Annotated in this window: 13 protein-coding genes; 3 read left to right on the top strand and 10 right to left on the bottom strand. The window is 59.0% G+C overall.

The window, feature by feature from the left end; all coding sequences use genetic code 11:
* Positions 1–19: 19 nt before the first annotated feature.
* On the top strand, positions 20–1,006 hold the full coding sequence (ppk2, locus tag SPI05_RS06080) for a polyphosphate kinase 2 (protein ID WP_321077080.1): 987 nt from the start codon (positions 20–22) through the stop codon (positions 1,004–1,006).
* A 44-nt stretch (positions 1,007–1,050) separates the two neighbouring features.
* On the opposite strand, the gene SPI05_RS06075 is transcribed toward ppk2, so the two are convergent.
* The 4 genes from SPI05_RS06075 to SPI05_RS06060 all read right to left on the bottom strand — a co-directional run bounded on the left by SPI05_RS06075 (position 1,051) and on the right by SPI05_RS06060 (position 6,903).
* The gene (locus SPI05_RS06075) at positions 1,051–3,684 is read right to left on the bottom strand and encodes an ATP-dependent helicase (protein WP_321077078.1); all 2,634 of its coding nucleotides are present in this window, start codon (positions 3,682–3,684) and stop codon (positions 1,051–1,053) included.
* Positions 3,681–4,817 carry a sialidase family protein gene (locus SPI05_RS06070; RefSeq protein ID WP_321077076.1) on the bottom strand — a complete coding sequence of 379 codons (1,137 nt, stop codon included), beginning with the start codon at positions 4,815–4,817 and terminating at the stop codon, positions 3,681–3,683. Before SPI05_RS06070 ends, SPI05_RS06075 begins: the two co-directional genes overlap by 4 nt.
* Before the next feature lie 102 nt (positions 4,818–4,919).
* On the bottom strand, positions 4,920–5,621 hold the full coding sequence (locus SPI05_RS06065; RefSeq protein ID WP_321077074.1) for a response regulator transcription factor: 702 nt from the start codon (positions 5,619–5,621) through the stop codon (positions 4,920–4,922).
* A gap of 13 nt (positions 5,622–5,634) precedes the next feature.
* Positions 5,635–6,903, bottom strand: coding sequence for a PspC domain-containing protein (locus tag SPI05_RS06060; protein ID WP_321077072.1), 1,269 nt, complete (start codon positions 6,901–6,903; stop codon positions 5,635–5,637).
* 119 nt (positions 6,904–7,022) lie between these two features.
* Here SPI05_RS06060 and SPI05_RS06055 point away from each other — a divergent pair, with 119 nt between their 5' ends.
* On the top strand, positions 7,023–9,407 hold the full coding sequence (locus SPI05_RS06055; RefSeq protein WP_321077071.1) for a PspC domain-containing protein: 2,385 nt from the start codon (positions 7,023–7,025) through the stop codon (positions 9,405–9,407).
* A 12-nt stretch (positions 9,408–9,419) separates the two neighbouring features.
* The gene (locus SPI05_RS06050; RefSeq protein WP_282921897.1) at positions 9,420–9,677 is read left to right on the top strand and encodes an MFS transporter; all 258 of its coding nucleotides are present in this window, start codon (positions 9,420–9,422) and stop codon (positions 9,675–9,677) included.
* Positions 9,678–9,685: 8 nt separating this feature from the next.
* On the opposite strand, the gene SPI05_RS06045 is transcribed toward SPI05_RS06050, so the two are convergent.
* From SPI05_RS06045 to SPI05_RS06020, 6 genes are all read right to left on the bottom strand, one after another.
* On the bottom strand, positions 9,686–11,035 hold the full coding sequence (locus SPI05_RS06045; RefSeq protein ID WP_321077068.1) for an ATP-grasp domain-containing protein: 1,350 nt from the start codon (positions 11,033–11,035) through the stop codon (positions 9,686–9,688).
* Positions 11,036–11,111: 76 nt separating this feature from the next.
* Positions 11,112–13,493, bottom strand: a complete 2,382-nt coding sequence (locus SPI05_RS06040) for a polyribonucleotide nucleotidyltransferase (RefSeq protein WP_321077067.1) — start codon at positions 13,491–13,493, stop codon at positions 11,112–11,114.
* Positions 13,494–13,702: 209 nt separating this feature from the next.
* A complete protein-coding gene (rpsO, locus tag SPI05_RS06035; RefSeq protein WP_282921900.1) occupies positions 13,703–13,972 on the bottom strand; it encodes a 30S ribosomal protein S15 in 270 nt (89 codons plus the stop codon).
* 227 nt (positions 13,973–14,199) lie between these two features.
* Positions 14,200–15,198: a zinc-binding dehydrogenase gene (locus SPI05_RS06030; RefSeq protein WP_321077065.1), complete on the bottom strand. Its 999-nt coding sequence runs from the start codon at positions 15,196–15,198 to the stop codon at positions 14,200–14,202.
* Between the two features lie 74 nt (positions 15,199–15,272).
* Positions 15,273–15,542, bottom strand: a complete 270-nt coding sequence (locus SPI05_RS06025) for a hypothetical protein (RefSeq protein WP_321077063.1) — start codon at positions 15,540–15,542, stop codon at positions 15,273–15,275.
* Between the two features lie 182 nt (positions 15,543–15,724).
* Positions 15,725–16,363: a cell wall-binding repeat-containing protein gene (locus tag SPI05_RS06020; RefSeq protein ID WP_321077061.1), complete on the bottom strand. Its 639-nt coding sequence runs from the start codon at positions 16,361–16,363 to the stop codon at positions 15,725–15,727.
* Positions 16,364–16,436 lie beyond the last annotated feature (73 nt).

Genomic DNA, 16,436 nt, shown 5'->3' with positions numbered 1-16,436 from the left:
GGAGCAAAGGAGCATCGCCATGCAAGACCACGGTAATCCGGGGAAAGAGTCGATAACCAGACCGGAACCACCCCTCAAGGTACCCAATAAAATCTATGAAACCGAACTGTATCGGCTGCAAACTGAGCTGGCAAAACTGCAGAGGTGGGTGAAACAGACCGGAGCCCGGATTGTGATTATCTTCGAGGGCCGGGACGCCGCCGGAAAAGGCGGCACCATCAAACGTCTGACCGAGTACCTTTCACCGCGTGTCGCTCGGGTCGTGGCGCTGCCTACCCCTACGGAACGCGAAAAAACCCAGTGGTATTTCCAGCGCTACATTTCCCACCTGCCCGCGGCCGGAGAAATCGTAATTTTTGACCGTTCCTGGTACAACCGTGCCGGGGTTGAGAAAGTCATGGGGTTCGCCACCCCGATTCAGGTACAAAAGTTTATGCAGCAGTGCCCGACTTTTGAACGAATGCTGGTCGAGGACGGCATCATGCTGCGCAAATACTGGTTCTCAGTGTCCGACAAAGTGCAGTACGAGCGGTTTTCCCGGCGTTTGCACGATCCGCTGCGCCAATGGAAACTCTCGCCCATGGACTTGGAATCAATCACCCGGTGGGAGGACTATTCGCGGGCAAAAGACGAGATGCTGGTGCATACCGACACGACGGAATGCCCGTGGTATCAGGTGTCTTCGGACTCTAAGAAAGCCGCGCGGCTCAATATGATTGCCCACTTCCTGTCCACCATTCCCTATACGGATTTGCCCAGCGATACCGCCCCCATTACCTTGCCCGAGCGTCCGCCCTCGAGCGGGTACGTGCGCACGTCGTTCGATACGGTTCGTTCCGTGCCTAATCATGCCGCCGAAGTGGTGAGCCGCGCCAAAGCCGGGAAGATTCCGTTTGTGACGTTGGATTCCTCACCTAATGATGCGGCGTCACCGGCTGCCGACAGTTCTGAGGACGGCGAGGACGACAAGAAGAAGAAAAAGAAAAAGAAGAAAAAGAAGAAGTAGTTCAATTGCGTTGCAGACCGGCCACACCCGCCGGTCTGCAACGTTTAATCGACCGGAGTGAGCGGGGCAAAGTTCAACAGCAGCCGTTTAGCGGTGCCCGTGCGGAACTTCACGGTGGCGATGGTGCCTTTGCCTTGGCCCTCCAAGCCGGTGACTTTGCCCTCCCCGTAAATGTCGTGGCGGACTCGCTGACCGACGTGAAGTTCGGGGATTTTGCCCACCGGTTTCGCTTTCGTGGTTTTAGCCGGTGTAGCTGCCGAGTCTTTGCCGCCGGCCAAGTCGCGCGCCGTGGTGAGCCCAATCCGCGAGTTGGCGAACTTGCCCCCACCCGCGGAGCTCGAGCCCCGTGACCCGGACGGTCCCCGACCACCACGGTAAGTGCCGTAGCCACCCGCAGCTCCCCCGCGGCCGCCATGCCCGCCGTAACCGTAAGCGGAACTCGCCGGTTCGCCGTAACCGCGGGACGCGAGCCCACCGTAATAGTCCACAGTGGTGGCTTCGCGCCGGTTATCGACCAGTTCGACCGGGATGTCGTCCAAGAACCGTGAAGCCGGCATCGTTACCGTCTCACCAAACACCGTACGCGCGGCGCAACGAGTCAGATACAGCCGCTGACGCGCCCTGGTGACCGCCACGTAAGCGAGCCGACGCTCCTCTGCCACGTCCTGGGGATTTTCCAAGGAACGAGAGTGCGGGAACAGTCCGTCCTCCATCCCGGTCACGAACACGGTGTTGAACTCCAGTCCTTTTGCGGTATGCACCGTCATCAGGGTTACTTCCGGCGAGGCGGCGGGGCACGCGGGGTCAGCAGGGTTTTCGGGCTGGGCAGCGGTGTCAGGTAGCTGGTCCGCGTCTGCCACCAGGGAGATCCGCTCTAAGAAATCTGCCAGGCGGGCATCGGGTTCGGAAAGGGAAAAGTCCTGCGCCACGTTACGAAGTTCCGCAAGGTTCTCCACCCGCGCATCGTCCTGGGGGTCATTAGACTTCCGCAGTTTCGGCAGGTAGCCGCTGTCCTCTAGGGCCGTGTCCAAGATTTCATCCAACGGGGCGCCCGCCGCGTCCAGAGCCCGCATCGCATCCAAAACGCCCACAAACTCAGCAATCCCCGCGCTGGCTTTCGCGCTCAAGTCGCCGTGATGGGTTCCTCCCGGCAGGAATTGGCGCAACGCCTGGCCAAAATCGAGGCTTTCACGCTGCGACACTTCACGAATAGTCGCTACGGCTTTGTCCCCCAAGCCGCGTTTTGGTTCGTTCAACACCCGCAGCAGGTTGCCGTCATCGGCCGGGTTCGCCGCGGCACACAGGTAAGCGATAGCGTCCTTAATTTCGCGCCGGTCATAGAACTTGGTGCCCCCCACGACCCGGTAGGGGATGCCCTCACGCGTCAGCATTTCCTCCAGGGAACGCGACTGGGCATTGGTCCGGTAAAACACGGCAAAGTCGTCCCAAGACGAGCCTTCCTGGCGCAGCGTGAGCAGTTCTCGGACGATGAAAGCGGCCTCGTCCCGGTCGGTGTCAGCCGCATACATCACGGCCTGCACGCCCTGTCCGGCTTCGGTCCAGAGACGCTTTTTCCGCCGCCCCTCGTTTTCCGAGATAATCGCGTTCGCGACCGACAAAATCGTGCCGGTCGAACGGTAGTTTTGTTCCAAATAAACCGTGGTGGCGCCGGGGAAATCCGACTCAAATTCTTCGATGTTGCGGATTGTGGCACCACGGAACGCATAAATCGACTGGTCCGAGTCCCCCACCACCGTCAGTTCGGCAGGCGGCTGGGTATCGCCCGCCGCGCCCACCGTAAGCAAGCGAATCAACTCATATTGCGCCGGGTTCGTATCCTGGTATTCGTCCACTAAAACATGACGGAATTTCGCTCGATAGCGCGCCAAAATGTCGGGATGGGCTTTCCATAGATAAACCGTAGACGCAATCAGGTCGTCAAAGTCGAACGCGTTGGCCCGGTGCAGTAGCTGCTGATACTCGGTATAGATTTCGGCCGTGAGCTGGCTCATTTTGTCGATACCAGCGTCTAGGGCAAACGCTTCGGGGGTAATGAGTTCATTTTTGGCTTGGGAAATTTTGGCTGCAAAAGACTTCGGGGTGAAACGTTTCGGGTCCAGTCCCCGGCCCTTGATGATGCGGTTCAGCAGGGCTTTCGTGTCGGCGGTGTCATAGATGGAAAAGGATTGGGTCACCCCCAGGGTGTCAGCTTCGGAGCGCAAAATCCGCACGCAGGCGCTGTGGAATGTCGACACCCACATGTATTTCGCGGCGTTGCCGACCAGGGCTTCGACTCGTTCACGCATTTCCGCGGCCGCTTTGTTGGTGAAAGTAATCGCCAGAACTTCCCAAGGGCGGATTCGCTCGGTCGCCAGCAGCCACGCAATCCGCCGGGTCAGCACGCGGGTCTTGCCCGAACCTGCTCCTGCCATTACCAGGAGCGGACCGGACTCGTGGGTCACCGCAGCTTGCTGTTCCGGGTTCAAACCCTCCACAATCGCGGCAACTTTGCGAGACTTCCAGTCCTCGCGGCGCGCCGCATCCACCCCGGACCAGTGCGCAAAATCGGAGGATGCGTCGGGGGTTTCGGGCTGGGCGACTGCCCCGCGCGGCAAAATCGCCGACACGGGAATCTCGCCGCTAGAACCTTCGGCAAGGGTAGAAAACAAATCATTCATGCTTGTTGGGCCCACTGTTCCGCTAATGCTTTGATGCTGCTGAGTTTGGAGAATGGCAAGATTTCACAGACCACACCATCGGGTCCTTCGTAAGCTATGGCGAATTTAGCCTGGTCTGCCAGCGAAACGATGTCGATGGCGCCGTAGGTTTTCACATCGAAAATCGCCGCCTCCCGGAAAGACTGCGCGCCATCGGTAGACAGCATCAACACCGTGCATTCCCCATTGCACACCGTGCGTTCGCCGATATAACTGAACACATCCGCATGAGGAGTACCGGGGCAAGCGCCGTGAAACACTTCTTCCAGCGGGCTCATGATGTTGATGAGACGGGAGTCCATCGCGGCGGTGGGCTGTCCAAAAGTGCGGCCGCCATCGGTCGATTTTGCCCACGTTTTCGCTGTCGAACCTTGGGTTTTCATCAGCAGCATAACTTCGGTTCCGTCACTGTTGGACACCGCCGTACAGTAATCCACATTCGCTCCCACCGGGGGCGAGGACCACCAGCTGGCCCCGTGGTCATCCGAGCCGATAAACACCGCTTTGCGATCCCCCGATTCGTCCACGATGACACCCGCGTGGCACAGGCGCTGTGCCCATTGCCCTGTCGTCAGCTGCGTGCCGCGACCACGCGGAATATATGCCATCGTAAAGTCACGCCCGGCAATAATCATGGAAGTGATGTCTTGATGTTCCCAGGTCAAGCCATCATCATCGGTCCACGCGACAAAGAGCGCCGTTTGGGCCTGGCGCAAGTCCCAGTCAGGCACCAGGGAACGTGTATAGAAACAAAACATGCGCCCGGTCACGCAGTCATGCAGGAATGACGGGACATGAAATCCGAGGAACTCCTGCGGGTTGCCTGCCGCCAGGGTGCGGGGCTCTTCCCAGGTCAGACCGTTATCAAAAGACCGCGACAGGCACAGACTGGTCGGGCACAACCGACGATAGTGAGGTTCCTCCCGACTGGCCGGGTTCGCGCTGGCGAGCTCCGCCTTGGTTGCGGTGGCGCACTCGGAGGGCAGCGCCTCCCACATCATCAGCAAAACCCGGCTGGAAGTGCGGGCAATAGCGGGATAGCGGGCTTGTGTGAAGCCGGAGGTAACATGGGGGGCTACCACGGTGCGGCGCATCAAAATTCCTTTTCTATCCCGAAAATAATTGCGCCTTTACGTTATCATCTCGCAGCCGTTCGCTTCACCTTGCGGCGCGCCCGGGGAAGATTCCCCGCCCCCTCAGCCGATGCGCCGGTCTTGGGCCCATTTAGACAGTTCGTAACGATTGGACAGTTGCAGTTTGCGCAGCACGGAGGACACGTGAGATTCGACGGTTTTCACAGAAATATACAGTTCAGAAGCAATTTCTTTGTAAGCGAAACCGCGCGCAATGAGGCGCATGACTTCAAACTCGCGCTCCGTGAGGGAATCGAGTTCGGAATCGGTGCCCACCATGTCGGTGCGCGCCGCCCCGAATGCATCCAGCACGAAGCCTGCCAGCCGGGGCGAGAAAGCCGCGTCTCCCCCCGCTACCCGGACGATGGCATCAACCAAATCAGGCGTGGCAATAGTCTTGGTCACGTAGCCGCGAGCTCCCGCCCGAATGACGGCCACTACGTCTTCGGCGGCATCAGACACCGACAGCGCCAAGAACCGGGTCGGCACCCCCATGCACGCCGCCGCGACTTCTGCGCCCCCGCCGCCATGACCGCCCGGCAAGTGCACGTCCAGCAATGCCACCGTGGGAACACCCTGGCGCACTGCGGCAATAGCATCCTCCACGCTCTCTGCCTCCCCCGTGACCTGGACTTCATCAGGATATTTACTCAGTTCCGCAATTACTCCCGCCCGGAACAGTCCGTGATCGTCAATGACCAGCACCGAAATGGGACGCTTCGGGTGTTCCCCCGCAGCGGCCGGGTTCGCGTTTCCGTCACTCATCGATTGTCCTCCCTCAGTTTTCCCCAGTTTGGCGGGGCACTTTCATCGCTACCTCGCAGCCACTGGGTCCCGACCGAATGGTCGCGGTGCCGCCGTGGCGCTCCAACCTCTCAATAATGGAATGTTTCACACCTTGATGCCCTTGCGGGATAGCCGCAATGTCAAATCCGGCACCGTGATCACGCACGTAGCATTCCACCGCGTCCGTCCCGACTTCCAGATACATCGAAAATGGGGGCTTTCCGTGGCGAGCCGCGTTCGTCAAGGCTTCCCGGGTCGCCGCCACCAGCGGCTCAGACCACGGTCCCGGAACCGCGTCACCCACCGTGACCGTGTCCAAAACTACCCCATAACGGTCCTCGATTTCGCCGGCCAGCTCCTTAATAATTTGGGACAGAGATGCGTCCGCGTGGCCCCGATCTTCGTAAAGCCAAGAGCGCAACTGACGTTCCTCGGCACGAGCCAGTTTCGCGACTTCCGGGGCGTCGTCGGCTCGCGCACGAATCAGGGCGAGGGTTTGCAGCACTGAATCGTGCAGATGAGCGGCCATATCGGCGCGGACAGTTTGGCGGGTCTGTTCGGCCAAAGACGCCTTGTAAGACATCCAAAACCGCGCCCAAAGCGGCAAAACCGCCAAGCTCAACACCGCGAGGACGACTAGGGTGATGAGTCCCCCGCGCAGCGCGTCCCCCAGGCTGATGGTTCCGGAAAATCCCAGCATGACCGCAAAAATCACCAGGAGGGCTCCCGGAATGGCAAAACCCAAGAATCGCCCCATTCGCAACTCGTTCAGAGATGCCCCTGCCGAAGCCCCGACCCAGATGAGGGTAATGCCAGTGATGAGAATGACGATAGCAATGAGGGGACGTAAATCACTCATGATTTTCGGGCCGGAATAGGCGCCGAGTACGGCTATGGTGATTAACCCCAGCGCCAACAAAATTGCCGGAACCGTCACGTTTTGCCAGCGATCATTGCTGCCAAAATGCCCCTTGAGCTGCGCATTAGGATTAGCCAGCCGGGAATCTCCGGGAAACGGCAGACCCGCCTGGACCCCGGGATTTCCCCGCGGCACAAAAATCCACAACCAGGCGTAGAGCAGAATGCTGACCCCGGTGGGGGCTAAAACCACCAAGATGAGCCGTACCAGCCACAGCGGCATTCCCAGATGCAGCGCCAGCCCCGCGGCGACCCCAGCCACAACCCCGTCTTTACCGGACGGGACCGTTCCGGGTAGCGGGCGGCGCAGCGGAGGCCGCGCGAGAGGGGCTGTATCAGACATTGCCATAAATCCAGTTTGCCACGGTTTCACGGGGTTTCGACCCACTTAAGGGATTAATCAGGGACAAATCAGGGATAACCCCCATGGCCGCCGGGCGCGACAGCGGCAATGATGGAAACATGGACGAAAACATGAACCCAGAACAAACAACAGACTCAGTTCTGCCCTCCGGAAGTGAGCCTCCCCGCGGTGGTGAGACTCCCGGCGGGAACGAGACTGCAAATGCAGACACGACTGGCGGGGCAACTGCCTATAGTTCCGCGAACCCCAATGGCGCCGGTGATGCCGGATTTAGCGCTCCTTACCAGGAAACTCCTAATCCACAGGCATCTAACCCAGGAGCGCCGTATCAGGGCAACTCGAACTACGGCCCCGCGGGCTACCCCGGTTCGGGCAGTTTCTCGAGCAATGGCACGAACTATGGAACAGCGGGCATGGGAGGCTACCCGGATCCCACCGGACAGGCGTGGATGCGGTCCAATAACCGGGTCATTGGCGGAGTTTGTGCGGGAATCGCCTCACGCCTGAACATCGACCCCGTAATTGTCCGCGGTTTGGCAGTGGTCGGTTTGCTGTTCTTTGGATTTATTCCCCTGCTTTACGGGGCGCTGTGGTTGTGGATGCCCAGCCAAACCACCGGGCGCAGCTTGTGGACCGATTGGCGCGCCGGCATGCCTAACCAGGGCGGCGCCGTTGCCGGGTCAATCCTGTTGATGTGTTTCGGGGCGATGCGGATGCTGCCCCAAGGCATTGTCCTGTTCAACATTTTTGACATTTGGGACGGTGGGGGCGGGTTCGAAGATATACTCGCGTTCTTTTTCATAGTTCTGGTTTTGTGCTTGCTGCTGGCTCCCCTAGCCGTGGTGGTGCTGGTCATCGTTCACTTTACGAACCGGAATAAGGCCGGTACCCCGCCAGCCGCGAGCGCTTACGTTCCCGGACCCACCGGCTTCGTTTCCACCCCCCAGACACCCGCCGGTCCAGCCCCCGCGGACGGCCTTCACGATATCCCGGAGCCGCCCACCGCGTCCACCACCGACTTCGCGGCTCCTCCCACCAATTTTGCGGTTCCCAACCCGAGCTTTACCGTCCCCGCTGCTGGCTTCGCAACTCCCTCCAGCACCACCTCGACCGGATCTGCCCAGCCGGCGGGTATTCTGACGCCACGCATACCCGGACCGAGTCGCACCCTCAGTCTCACGGTCGGCGGGTTAGTCCTGCTGTCGATTTTCACCGGCATCCTGCTGCCCCTGTTAGGGGTACTTGATCCGCTAAGTTCTGGGCTTTTGGTTGTCGGTCTGATGACGATGGTGCTGGGAGGCGGCATGCTGGTGACAGCTCTGCAAAAGCGGCGGACAGGCTGGCTCGCCGTCGTCACCCCGCTGGTGATTTTGTTCGTGACGCTGCCCCTAGCGACGCTGGGAATGACCGTAATGCCCCAGCTGCGTGAGCTGCGTTCCAGCATTGACTGGCACGATTTTCCCGAAACATTTAGCTACCAGAGCAACGATTTACACCCCGGAGACGAGCTCAGCGCCGTTCGCGGCAGCGCTAACATCGACCTGCGTGACACGAACCCGGGTAAACCCATCACAGTCAATCTGGTCAACGGGGATGTCTCAATTTATACGCTGCCAGAACAAAACGTTGACCTGGAAATCAACTTAGCCCAGGGCAACGTAACGACTTCCACCCTGAAAGACAGCAAATGGGACATGAGCGAAACCTTTTTACAGTCCTCATCCATTGAAAAACACCGTCCGCAATACTTCACTATGGACGGCAATCAACGCGTGGAATTCGAGGATCGGACCAAGAAATATGAGGCCGCAAACATCAGCCTGGGCAGTTCGGATGTGACGAAACTAAAAATTCGCCGCGATGTTACGCTATCTGATGGATTGCGAAACATCGAAACGAAACCCCAAACTATCGAAATCAACCTGGCACACGGAACCGTGTCACTCTATGAACGTCCCCCCGTGGATTTATGGAACGGAGCGGTGCTGCCTGACGGGCATTTCCTGGTCAACTATGTGCTGAATGGCCGGGATTTGATGACTGCCGATTTGGAAGAATACAACAGCACCGAGGCCGGCTCTGAAAACGAAAGTAGCGCCGCACTGCGAGAGTTTCGCCGCCGTGCCGTATCCGGGAACGGAACTATCGAGATTAATAGGCCCGGCGGAGTTGAGGGTGAGCCCATAGCGCTGGGCGGACAAGACGTGTCTGAACTGAACATAGACAACACATTAACCCTCGCTGACATTCATGAAGGCAAGGCTGGTCCGTGGAAGGACATCAACCAAGACGGGTTTAACGACCTGTTCCAGCCCGGTGGTAGCAAGTGGAAACCCGGCGATAACCTGTTTGACCCCGTAAACGGAACCCCGCGTTCTTCCGGAATGCCCAACGGGACACCGGGTATACCCGCCACGCCGATTCCTCCGGATTCACCCACGACGCCCTCCCCGGACCGCGCCCCCGACCTTGAGAACAATTAACAGGTGACAACTATGGAAAACACAACAGAAACCATCTCCCTCTCCCCCAACTTGGAGCCAGAGAAAACACCGGAGCCACCCTTGGAACCCCGCCGTGAACATCGCAGCCTGGCTGCCATCGCTTTCAGCGTGGTATTTATCCTGATTGGGTTGATTGTTTTCGGGGCCGCCCTGGGCGTCGTGGTGTCGCTGTGGGCGCTGATTTTGCTGATATTCGGGACCTCTGGAGTCGCCTTGCTCATCAGTGCCCTGGCGGAATCCCGCCGCTAGAGCGGGGGTTAGAGTTGCGCGCGCAGCCCGATGGTATCGAAAGAGTCGCGCCCGTCTGCCTGCAGCGCCTCCAGCGGATAGTTATGCTTGAACTTCGACCAATGCCGCTGGGTGGAAATCCACACATAGAGACGACGCCGCAGGTATCGCAAGGAAAACTGCCTTTCTGCCGGGGCCAGCAACGGATTAAAGACCTGGCCCACCCGCTGCAGCGACTGGACTTGGCGGCGCACCTGACCCGTCGTGTACTTCAAAATCAGCCGTATCGGCAACACGGTATAGAGAACCGTGTCAAAGTGGGTCGCCGGCTCCGTGGGCTGGCGGTAGATGAGGTCATTAATCAAAGCTGGTAGAGGATTATTTCCGGCAGCGGTGTTGTAATACAAGTTCCTGCCGATACGGGGGTTGACCTCAAAGAAATAGGCCTCGCCGGTAGCACTGTCTACCTTGACATCAAAGTTTGCGAACCCGTGCCAGCCGATGCCGGTCAGGAAATCACTGGCTTGACGATACAAATCCGGGTAGCTTTCCGTAATCATCGCAGCCGGATTGCCCAGGGCGGTCGGGACATGGTCTTCCAGCAGCACATGAGCCGACCCCAGGAAACTAACCCGTTTGTCCGCATCCACGTACACCGTAATGGACAGGTTGTGCGTGTCATTTCCGGACACCCGCGGCTGGGCCACGAACCGACGCGCGTCCGGATTCCCGGCAGTATGCGTTTCCAGTTCCTCCAGAATCGCTTGCGCCCGGCGCGGATTGTCAGCTGTATAAACCTTAGATTTGCCCGGCCAAGATAGCCGTTCGTAGCCGTAGGACTGGCACGGCTTGATAATGAGCGGGTATTTGTCCCCCAAGGTTTCGGTGATGGCATCCATCAGCGCGGTCGTTCCAGCATCAAGATTGAGTTCCAGAGTTGTGGGAACTCGCAGCCCGTGCTTTTCCGCAGCACGGGCAAAATGCGCCTTGTCATTGGTCAGTTCGATGACATCCACGCTGGGGAAGGCAAAACGATAAAACGGAGCCAAACGGGAGGCATTTCTCTGGATGTTTACCACGTGGGTATCTTGGTTCGCGACCAATACCAGCGGGGTGTCCGGGTAACGCGCCACCAGTTTGGGACCCATCTCTACGAGTTTTTCAATGAATGCGGCATGGTTCCGGTCCGCAGCGCTCTCGTCAACAGGGATGACCTTTAACAGTCGGGAGTGACGAATCGGCCCCAGCACCATCGAGGTGAAAACTAGGGGCTTTACGTGCCATTTCTCATAAAAAGAGCGCACGTAACCATACGTTCCAATGTCGCCGGAGAGGACAATCGGCAAAAACGGCGCACCAGACGTGCCAGCTGGGTTCATTGATAATCTCCTTTAGCAGGTGACCCGGCGAGGGAATATCCCTCGCCGAGCCACCAGAGTTTTCAACAGCGGGACTCTAGGAGAAGTCGCGATCGTCCTCGCTGCGGGCACGATGCGTCCGCCGGCGAGCCCGCTCCCGCGGACGGCGTGGTTCGCTGCTATCACGCGGATCGCGGCGTTCACGGTCACGCGGGTCGGATGTCTCAGAAGTTTCGCTTTGGGCAGATTCCGAATCCGCTGCGTTTTCGCCGTCCTCATCGTCCACCACGGCGTGCAGGGAGAGCTTGCCGCGCTGGTCGATTTCGGCGACCTCGACCTGAACCTGTTGGCCGACCTGGAGCACGTCCTCGACGTTTTCCACACGTTTGCCGCCGACCAGACGACGAATCTGGGAGATGTGCAGCAAACCGTCCTTGCCGGGGGTCAAGGAAATGAACGCCCCGAAGGTGGTGGTTTTCACCACGGTACCCACGAAACGTTCGCCGACCTCGGGCATCTGGGGGTTCGCAATCGAGTTCACGGCGTCACGAGCAGCCTCGGCGGCCGGACCGTTATCCGCCCCGATGTAGACGGTGCCGTCGTCCTCAATGGTCAGTTCGGCGCCGGTATCCTCTTGAATCTGGTTAATCATCTTTCCTTTCGGACCGATGACCTCACCAATCTTGTCCACCGGAATATTCACGGTGAGGATACGCGGAGCGGTCGGAGCCAGTTCATCAGGCCCGTCGATAGCGGCGTGCATCACGTCCAGAATCTTCAGGCGAGCGTCGCGGGCTTGACCCAGGGCGCCCTTCAAAACGTCGGCGGGAATGCCGTCGAGTTTCGTGTCTAGCTGCAGAGCGGTGATGAAGTCCTTAGTGCCGGCGACCTTAAAGTCCATGTCGCCGAAAGCGTCTTCCGCACCCAAGATGTCAGTCAGGGTCGCAAACTGGGTGCCATTTTCGCCCGGTTCACTCATCAAACCCATCGCAATGCCGGCAATCGGGGCGCGCAGCGGCACGCCAGCATTCAGCAGGGACAGCGTAGAGGCGCAAACTGAACCCATCGAGGACGAACCGTTCGAGCCCATAATCTCGCTGACCTGGCGAATCGCGTAGGGGAACTCCTCGCGGGCCGGAATGACCGGCTCCAAGGCCATCTCCGCCAGGTGTCCGTGACCAATCTCGCGGCGCTTGGGGGAACCGACCCGACCGGTCTCACCGGTGCAGTAGGGCGGGAAGTTGTACTGGTGCATATAGCGCTTGTGCGTCAGCGGAGACAGATTGTCCAACTGCTGTTCCATGCGCAGCATATTCAGCGTGGTCACACCCAGAACCTGGGTCTCACCGCGCTGGAACAAAGCCGAGCCGTGAACCCGGGGTAGCACCTCGACCTCAGCGGATAGGGAGCGGATGTCTTTCAGCCCACGTCCGTCGATACGTTTGCCTTCATGCAGCACCCGAGCGCGCACCAGCTTCTTTTCCAAAGCCTTAAAGGCGGCCTTCAGTTCCTTTTCCTGTTCCTCGAACTCGCCGCCTTCCACTGCGAGTTTCTCGATGGCGGCATCGCGGATTTCGGTCTCACGGTCCTCCCGAGTCAGCTTGTCAGCAATCTGGATTGCCGCGGTCAAATCGGTTTCTACCTCAGCTTTAATCGCCTCATAGTGATTGTCCTCGTAGTCGGGGAACAGCGGATATTCTTGGGTTTCCTTGGCAGCCTTGGCGGCCACTTCGGATTGGGCGCGGCACAGTTCCTTAATGAAGGGCTTGGCCGCGTCTAGCGCGCTGGCCACAACGTCCTCAGTCGGAGCCTGTTTGCCCTCTTGAATCAGGTCCCAGGCGTACTCGCCACCGCCGGCTTCCACCATCATGATGGCCACGTCTTCTTCGGGAGTTCCCTCGTTGACGACGCGACCGGCAATGACCATGTTGAACGTGGATTGTTCCATCTCGGGGTAGGTCGGGAACGCCACCCACTGCCCGTCAATCAGGGCCAGGCGGGTGCCGCCGATGGGTCCAGAGAAAGGCAGGCCAGCCAGTTGGGTCGCCATCGAGGAGGCGTTAATCGCCACCACGTCATAAGCGTGATCGGGATGGATTGACAGGACGGTGTCGACGACCTGTACCTCGTTGCGCAGCCCTTTTACGAAGGCCGGACGCAGCGGGCGGTCAATCAGGCGAGCCGCCAGGATAGCCTCGGTACCGGGGCGGCCTTCCCGCCGGAAGAACGATCCGGGAATGCGTCCCGCAGCGTATTGCTTTTCCTCAACGTCTACGGTCAAGGGAAAAAAGTCGAATTGATCTTTCGGTTGCTTACCAACCGTGGTGGCTGCGAACACAACGGTTTCCCCATCCAGGGTGACCATTGCCGAACCGGCAGCCTGTTGAGCCAAAAGGCCCGTTTCAAAGCGCAGGACGCGCTTGCCAAATTTACCATTGTCGATGACGGCTTCCGCCGCCGTGATTTCGGGTCCCTCCAAGGGAGCCCCCTCTCTTTGTTCAGCGCGGCGGTCATCGATCGAGGCCCACTGGGCCGGTTCTCCGCAAACTTCACCGGACGAACCGGGATACTTGCGGCAGTCCAGGAGGCCACTACCGAGGACCGATTAGCGCTGGATTTCCTACATATACCAGCCGGACAATACCGGCATGAAAAGAAAGCTGACCGGGTATCCGGCCAGCTCAGTTGCTATTTACGCAAACCGAGGCGCTCTTTGAGGCTGCGGTAGCGTTCGATGTCGATGTCCTGCAAGTAGCCCAGCAGACGCTTGCGCTGGCCGACCAGCAGCATCAAACCACGACGGGAATGATGGTCATGTTCGTGAGTCTTAAAGTGCTCGGTCAGGTCCTTAATCCGCTTGGACAACAGGGCGATTTGCACTTCGGGGGAACCCGTGTCCCCGGGATGAGTCGCGTATTCGTTGATGATTGCTTGCTTTTCTTCCTTGGTCAGTGCCACAGGTTCTCCTTAGGTTAACTCGTTGCGCGCAGCGCCCAGGCTTTTCCTGGAGCATCGGTAGCGCGGCCGACACGACGGCTGTACAAGTTTAGCAAAAAGCAACAACTCCCGCGAATTCCGCAGATTTTAGACGGACGCTGCCGTCAGCGCTTTACAGATTCATAAGATATGTCCGCACCACTCGGAGTCTAGCCCGGGGCGGCATAGGTTCATGGACAAGCGCGTTTTCACGCGTCGGTACTCAGCACTATTTTTCCCAAGGGTCGGGCGGTGCTTTTTGCCAGGTACTTATGGGCACGTTTTGCCTTGGAAAACGCCAGCGTATAGGCGATAACTGGACGAATCCGCTGCTCCTGGACTAGGGGCCACACGTGTTCCCCTACGGCACGCACCAACCGGACTTTGGCCTCAACATCAAGACCGCGAATGGTTGAACCTTGAATCCGCGCCGATTTGGTTAAGACCTGGCCCAAATCCAGCTGGGCATGACGCCCCTTCTGCAAGCCGATAATGTTGAGGATTCCATGTTTGGCAAGTAACTCCAGGTTCCTTTCCAATCCCCCGGCTCCGGATACGTCCAGAATCAGGTCAAAGCCGTGGCCATCGGTGAGTTCCTGTTTCATCCCCAGCAGTTCGTCGGAATTGTGATAGTCCGCGGCCGCGTCCGCACCCAAAAGCGTCAATTTGTGGCACCTGTCGGGTTCCCCAGCCGTAGTTCCCACCGTGGCCCCCAAAGCCTTGGCCAACTGCACCGCCACGGTACCCACCGCCCCCGAACCGCCTTGAATCAACACGAAACGTCCTGCCCAGGAGTCACTCGGGAATCCCAAGTCCACCAGGTTGTGCCAGGCCGTTACCGCTGCTTCCAGGAGGGCAGCCCCCGCGATGTAGCCATTGAGACGCCCCGCTATAGGCAACGGCAAAGCTAAATCCACGTTGGCGGCACAGAACTGCGCTTGTGCGCCGCCCTCCACTAGAGCCACCGCGGCGCGACCCAACCAAGCCGAGTCAACGCCTGGCCCCACCTCCACGACCGTCCCGGCAACCTCCAGCCCGAGCGTCTGCGGTGCCCCGGCAGGGGGCAGATAATGGCCCGCCACCTGCAGCAAGTCCGCCCGGTTCACTCCCGCGGCCGCCACCTCAATGAGAATCTGGCCGGCACCGACCTGGGGACGGTCCGCCTCGACCAGGACCGGCACACCGTCAACGCCCTGTACGCTCCACATGAAAACCCCCTTGCCTCAGAATCTAAGTCTAAGGCAAGGGGGTCGATTAAGTTAGCGAAGAAGCCCCACGAGCGTTATCCCTTGCCGTGGTCGATATAGGCTCCTGTAGAATGCGTTCCAGTCGTGGGAAGGCTCACGTCGCAGGGCCAGAAAAGACTGTAAGGCTTAAAGGTGACAGACGCCCGCATACCGTCGTATCCACGCCACGAGTCCATGACAGCCTTGGGATCGGAGGTGTGCGCGAGCGAGACTATGTCAGCCTCGCGCGGATTAGTGGGAGCGCCTGGCCCAATATCCGAAGCATAGGAAATGTCGAATACCTCCGGTTCGTCCAAAATGAGCACAGCGTATCCGTAGCCAGCGAATACTTAGGACAACTCCGGCACATTCTTGAGGTTCTCCATCTGGATAAGTTCCTCGGCACTTAGTATCCGAATGAGGCCTTCAAGCTGAAAACCTACGTTATTGGTGATGTAATGCGGATTACCGGGACCGTCCGCACCTAAACCAACGCCGGCTGCCCTAGCTACAGCGCTCTGAGGCAACACGCCATTTCCTCCGATAAATACAATCGTGTTAGCGCCCATAGACACGATTTGCTGGAAAGTACCTCCACCACGGGGGGTGTCAGCAGGATAAAACCGTCCTTGGATGCCCCTGCCACCATCGCGTCTTTCAGGGCGGTTCCCGACGCTACGTAGGTGACCGTTCGGGCAGGATCAGTGGCGGCAAACTTGGCGATTTCAAAGGCAGTCAAATAACGGTTCGCCCCCGCAAAACGTTGGGTTGCCGCACCGTTCGCGACTGTTTGGAGTACCGCGTCGGGAACCGCGCCCGGTCCACCCAAGATTACGATGTGGCCGGGTTTGACCCCGCCGAGGTTCAGCTGTTTCCCATCGGTGAGCACCACGGGCCCGTCTCCGATAGTCGCCGCCGGTAGGGCATCCACCGGGTTACGGTTCGCGGCCACATAGACCACCGGCCAGTTTGTCCCCCAAGTGTGCTTGGCTACCACCAGGGAGGTTTCCACCCCGCTGGGCCCCGCCAGACGTTCATAGTTCAACCCTTCTGCCTGGGACTCGCTGACGGCAACCAGGGTCATCATCGCTAAAGTCAAGGCTCCCACGGTGCCGGAAATGGCTCCGCGCTTTACCCATGTCTGCATGTCTGTACTTTTCCGTTGAAACAGTCGTGACCCACTCAGCCTATTGAGGCACTTTTGGTAACTGAACACCCAA

The sequence above is a fragment of the Mobiluncus sp. genome, from assembly GCF_034180645.1.
GTDB lineage: Bacteria > Actinomycetota > Actinomycetes > Actinomycetales > Actinomycetaceae > Mobiluncus.
Note: the sequence above shows the minus strand (reverse complement) of the source record. Positions and strands in the feature narration are given on the sequence as shown.

Excerpts from the sequence above, each read along its gene's own strand:
- ppk2 (WP_321077080.1), top strand. The coding sequence starts at position 20 with ATGCAAGACCACGGTAATCCGGGGAAAGAGTCGATAACCAGACCGGAA.
- SPI05_RS06075 (WP_321077078.1), bottom strand. The coding sequence starts at position 3,684 with ATGAATGATTTGTTTTCTACCCTTGCCGAAGGTTCTAGCGGCGAGATT.
- SPI05_RS06070 (WP_321077076.1), bottom strand. The coding sequence starts at position 4,817 with ATGCGCCGCACCGTGGTAGCCCCCCATGTTACCTCCGGCTTCACACAA.
- SPI05_RS06065 (WP_321077074.1), bottom strand. The coding sequence starts at position 5,621 with ATGAGTGACGGAAACGCGAACCCGGCCGCTGCGGGGGAACACCCGAAG.
- SPI05_RS06060 (WP_321077072.1), bottom strand. The coding sequence starts at position 6,903 with ATGTCTGATACAGCCCCTCTCGCGCGGCCTCCGCTGCGCCGCCCGCTA.
- SPI05_RS06055 (WP_321077071.1), top strand. The coding sequence starts at position 7,023 with ATGGACGAAAACATGAACCCAGAACAAACAACAGACTCAGTTCTGCCC.
- SPI05_RS06050 (WP_282921897.1), top strand. The coding sequence starts at position 9,420 with ATGGAAAACACAACAGAAACCATCTCCCTCTCCCCCAACTTGGAGCCA.
- SPI05_RS06045 (WP_321077068.1), bottom strand. The coding sequence starts at position 11,035 with ATGAACCCAGCTGGCACGTCTGGTGCGCCGTTTTTGCCGATTGTCCTC.
- SPI05_RS06030 (WP_321077065.1), bottom strand. The coding sequence starts at position 15,198 with ATGTGGAGCGTACAGGGCGTTGACGGTGTGCCGGTCCTGGTCGAGGCG.
- SPI05_RS06020 (WP_321077061.1), bottom strand. The coding sequence starts at position 16,363 with ATGCAGACATGGGTAAAGCGCGGAGCCATTTCCGGCACCGTGGGAGCC.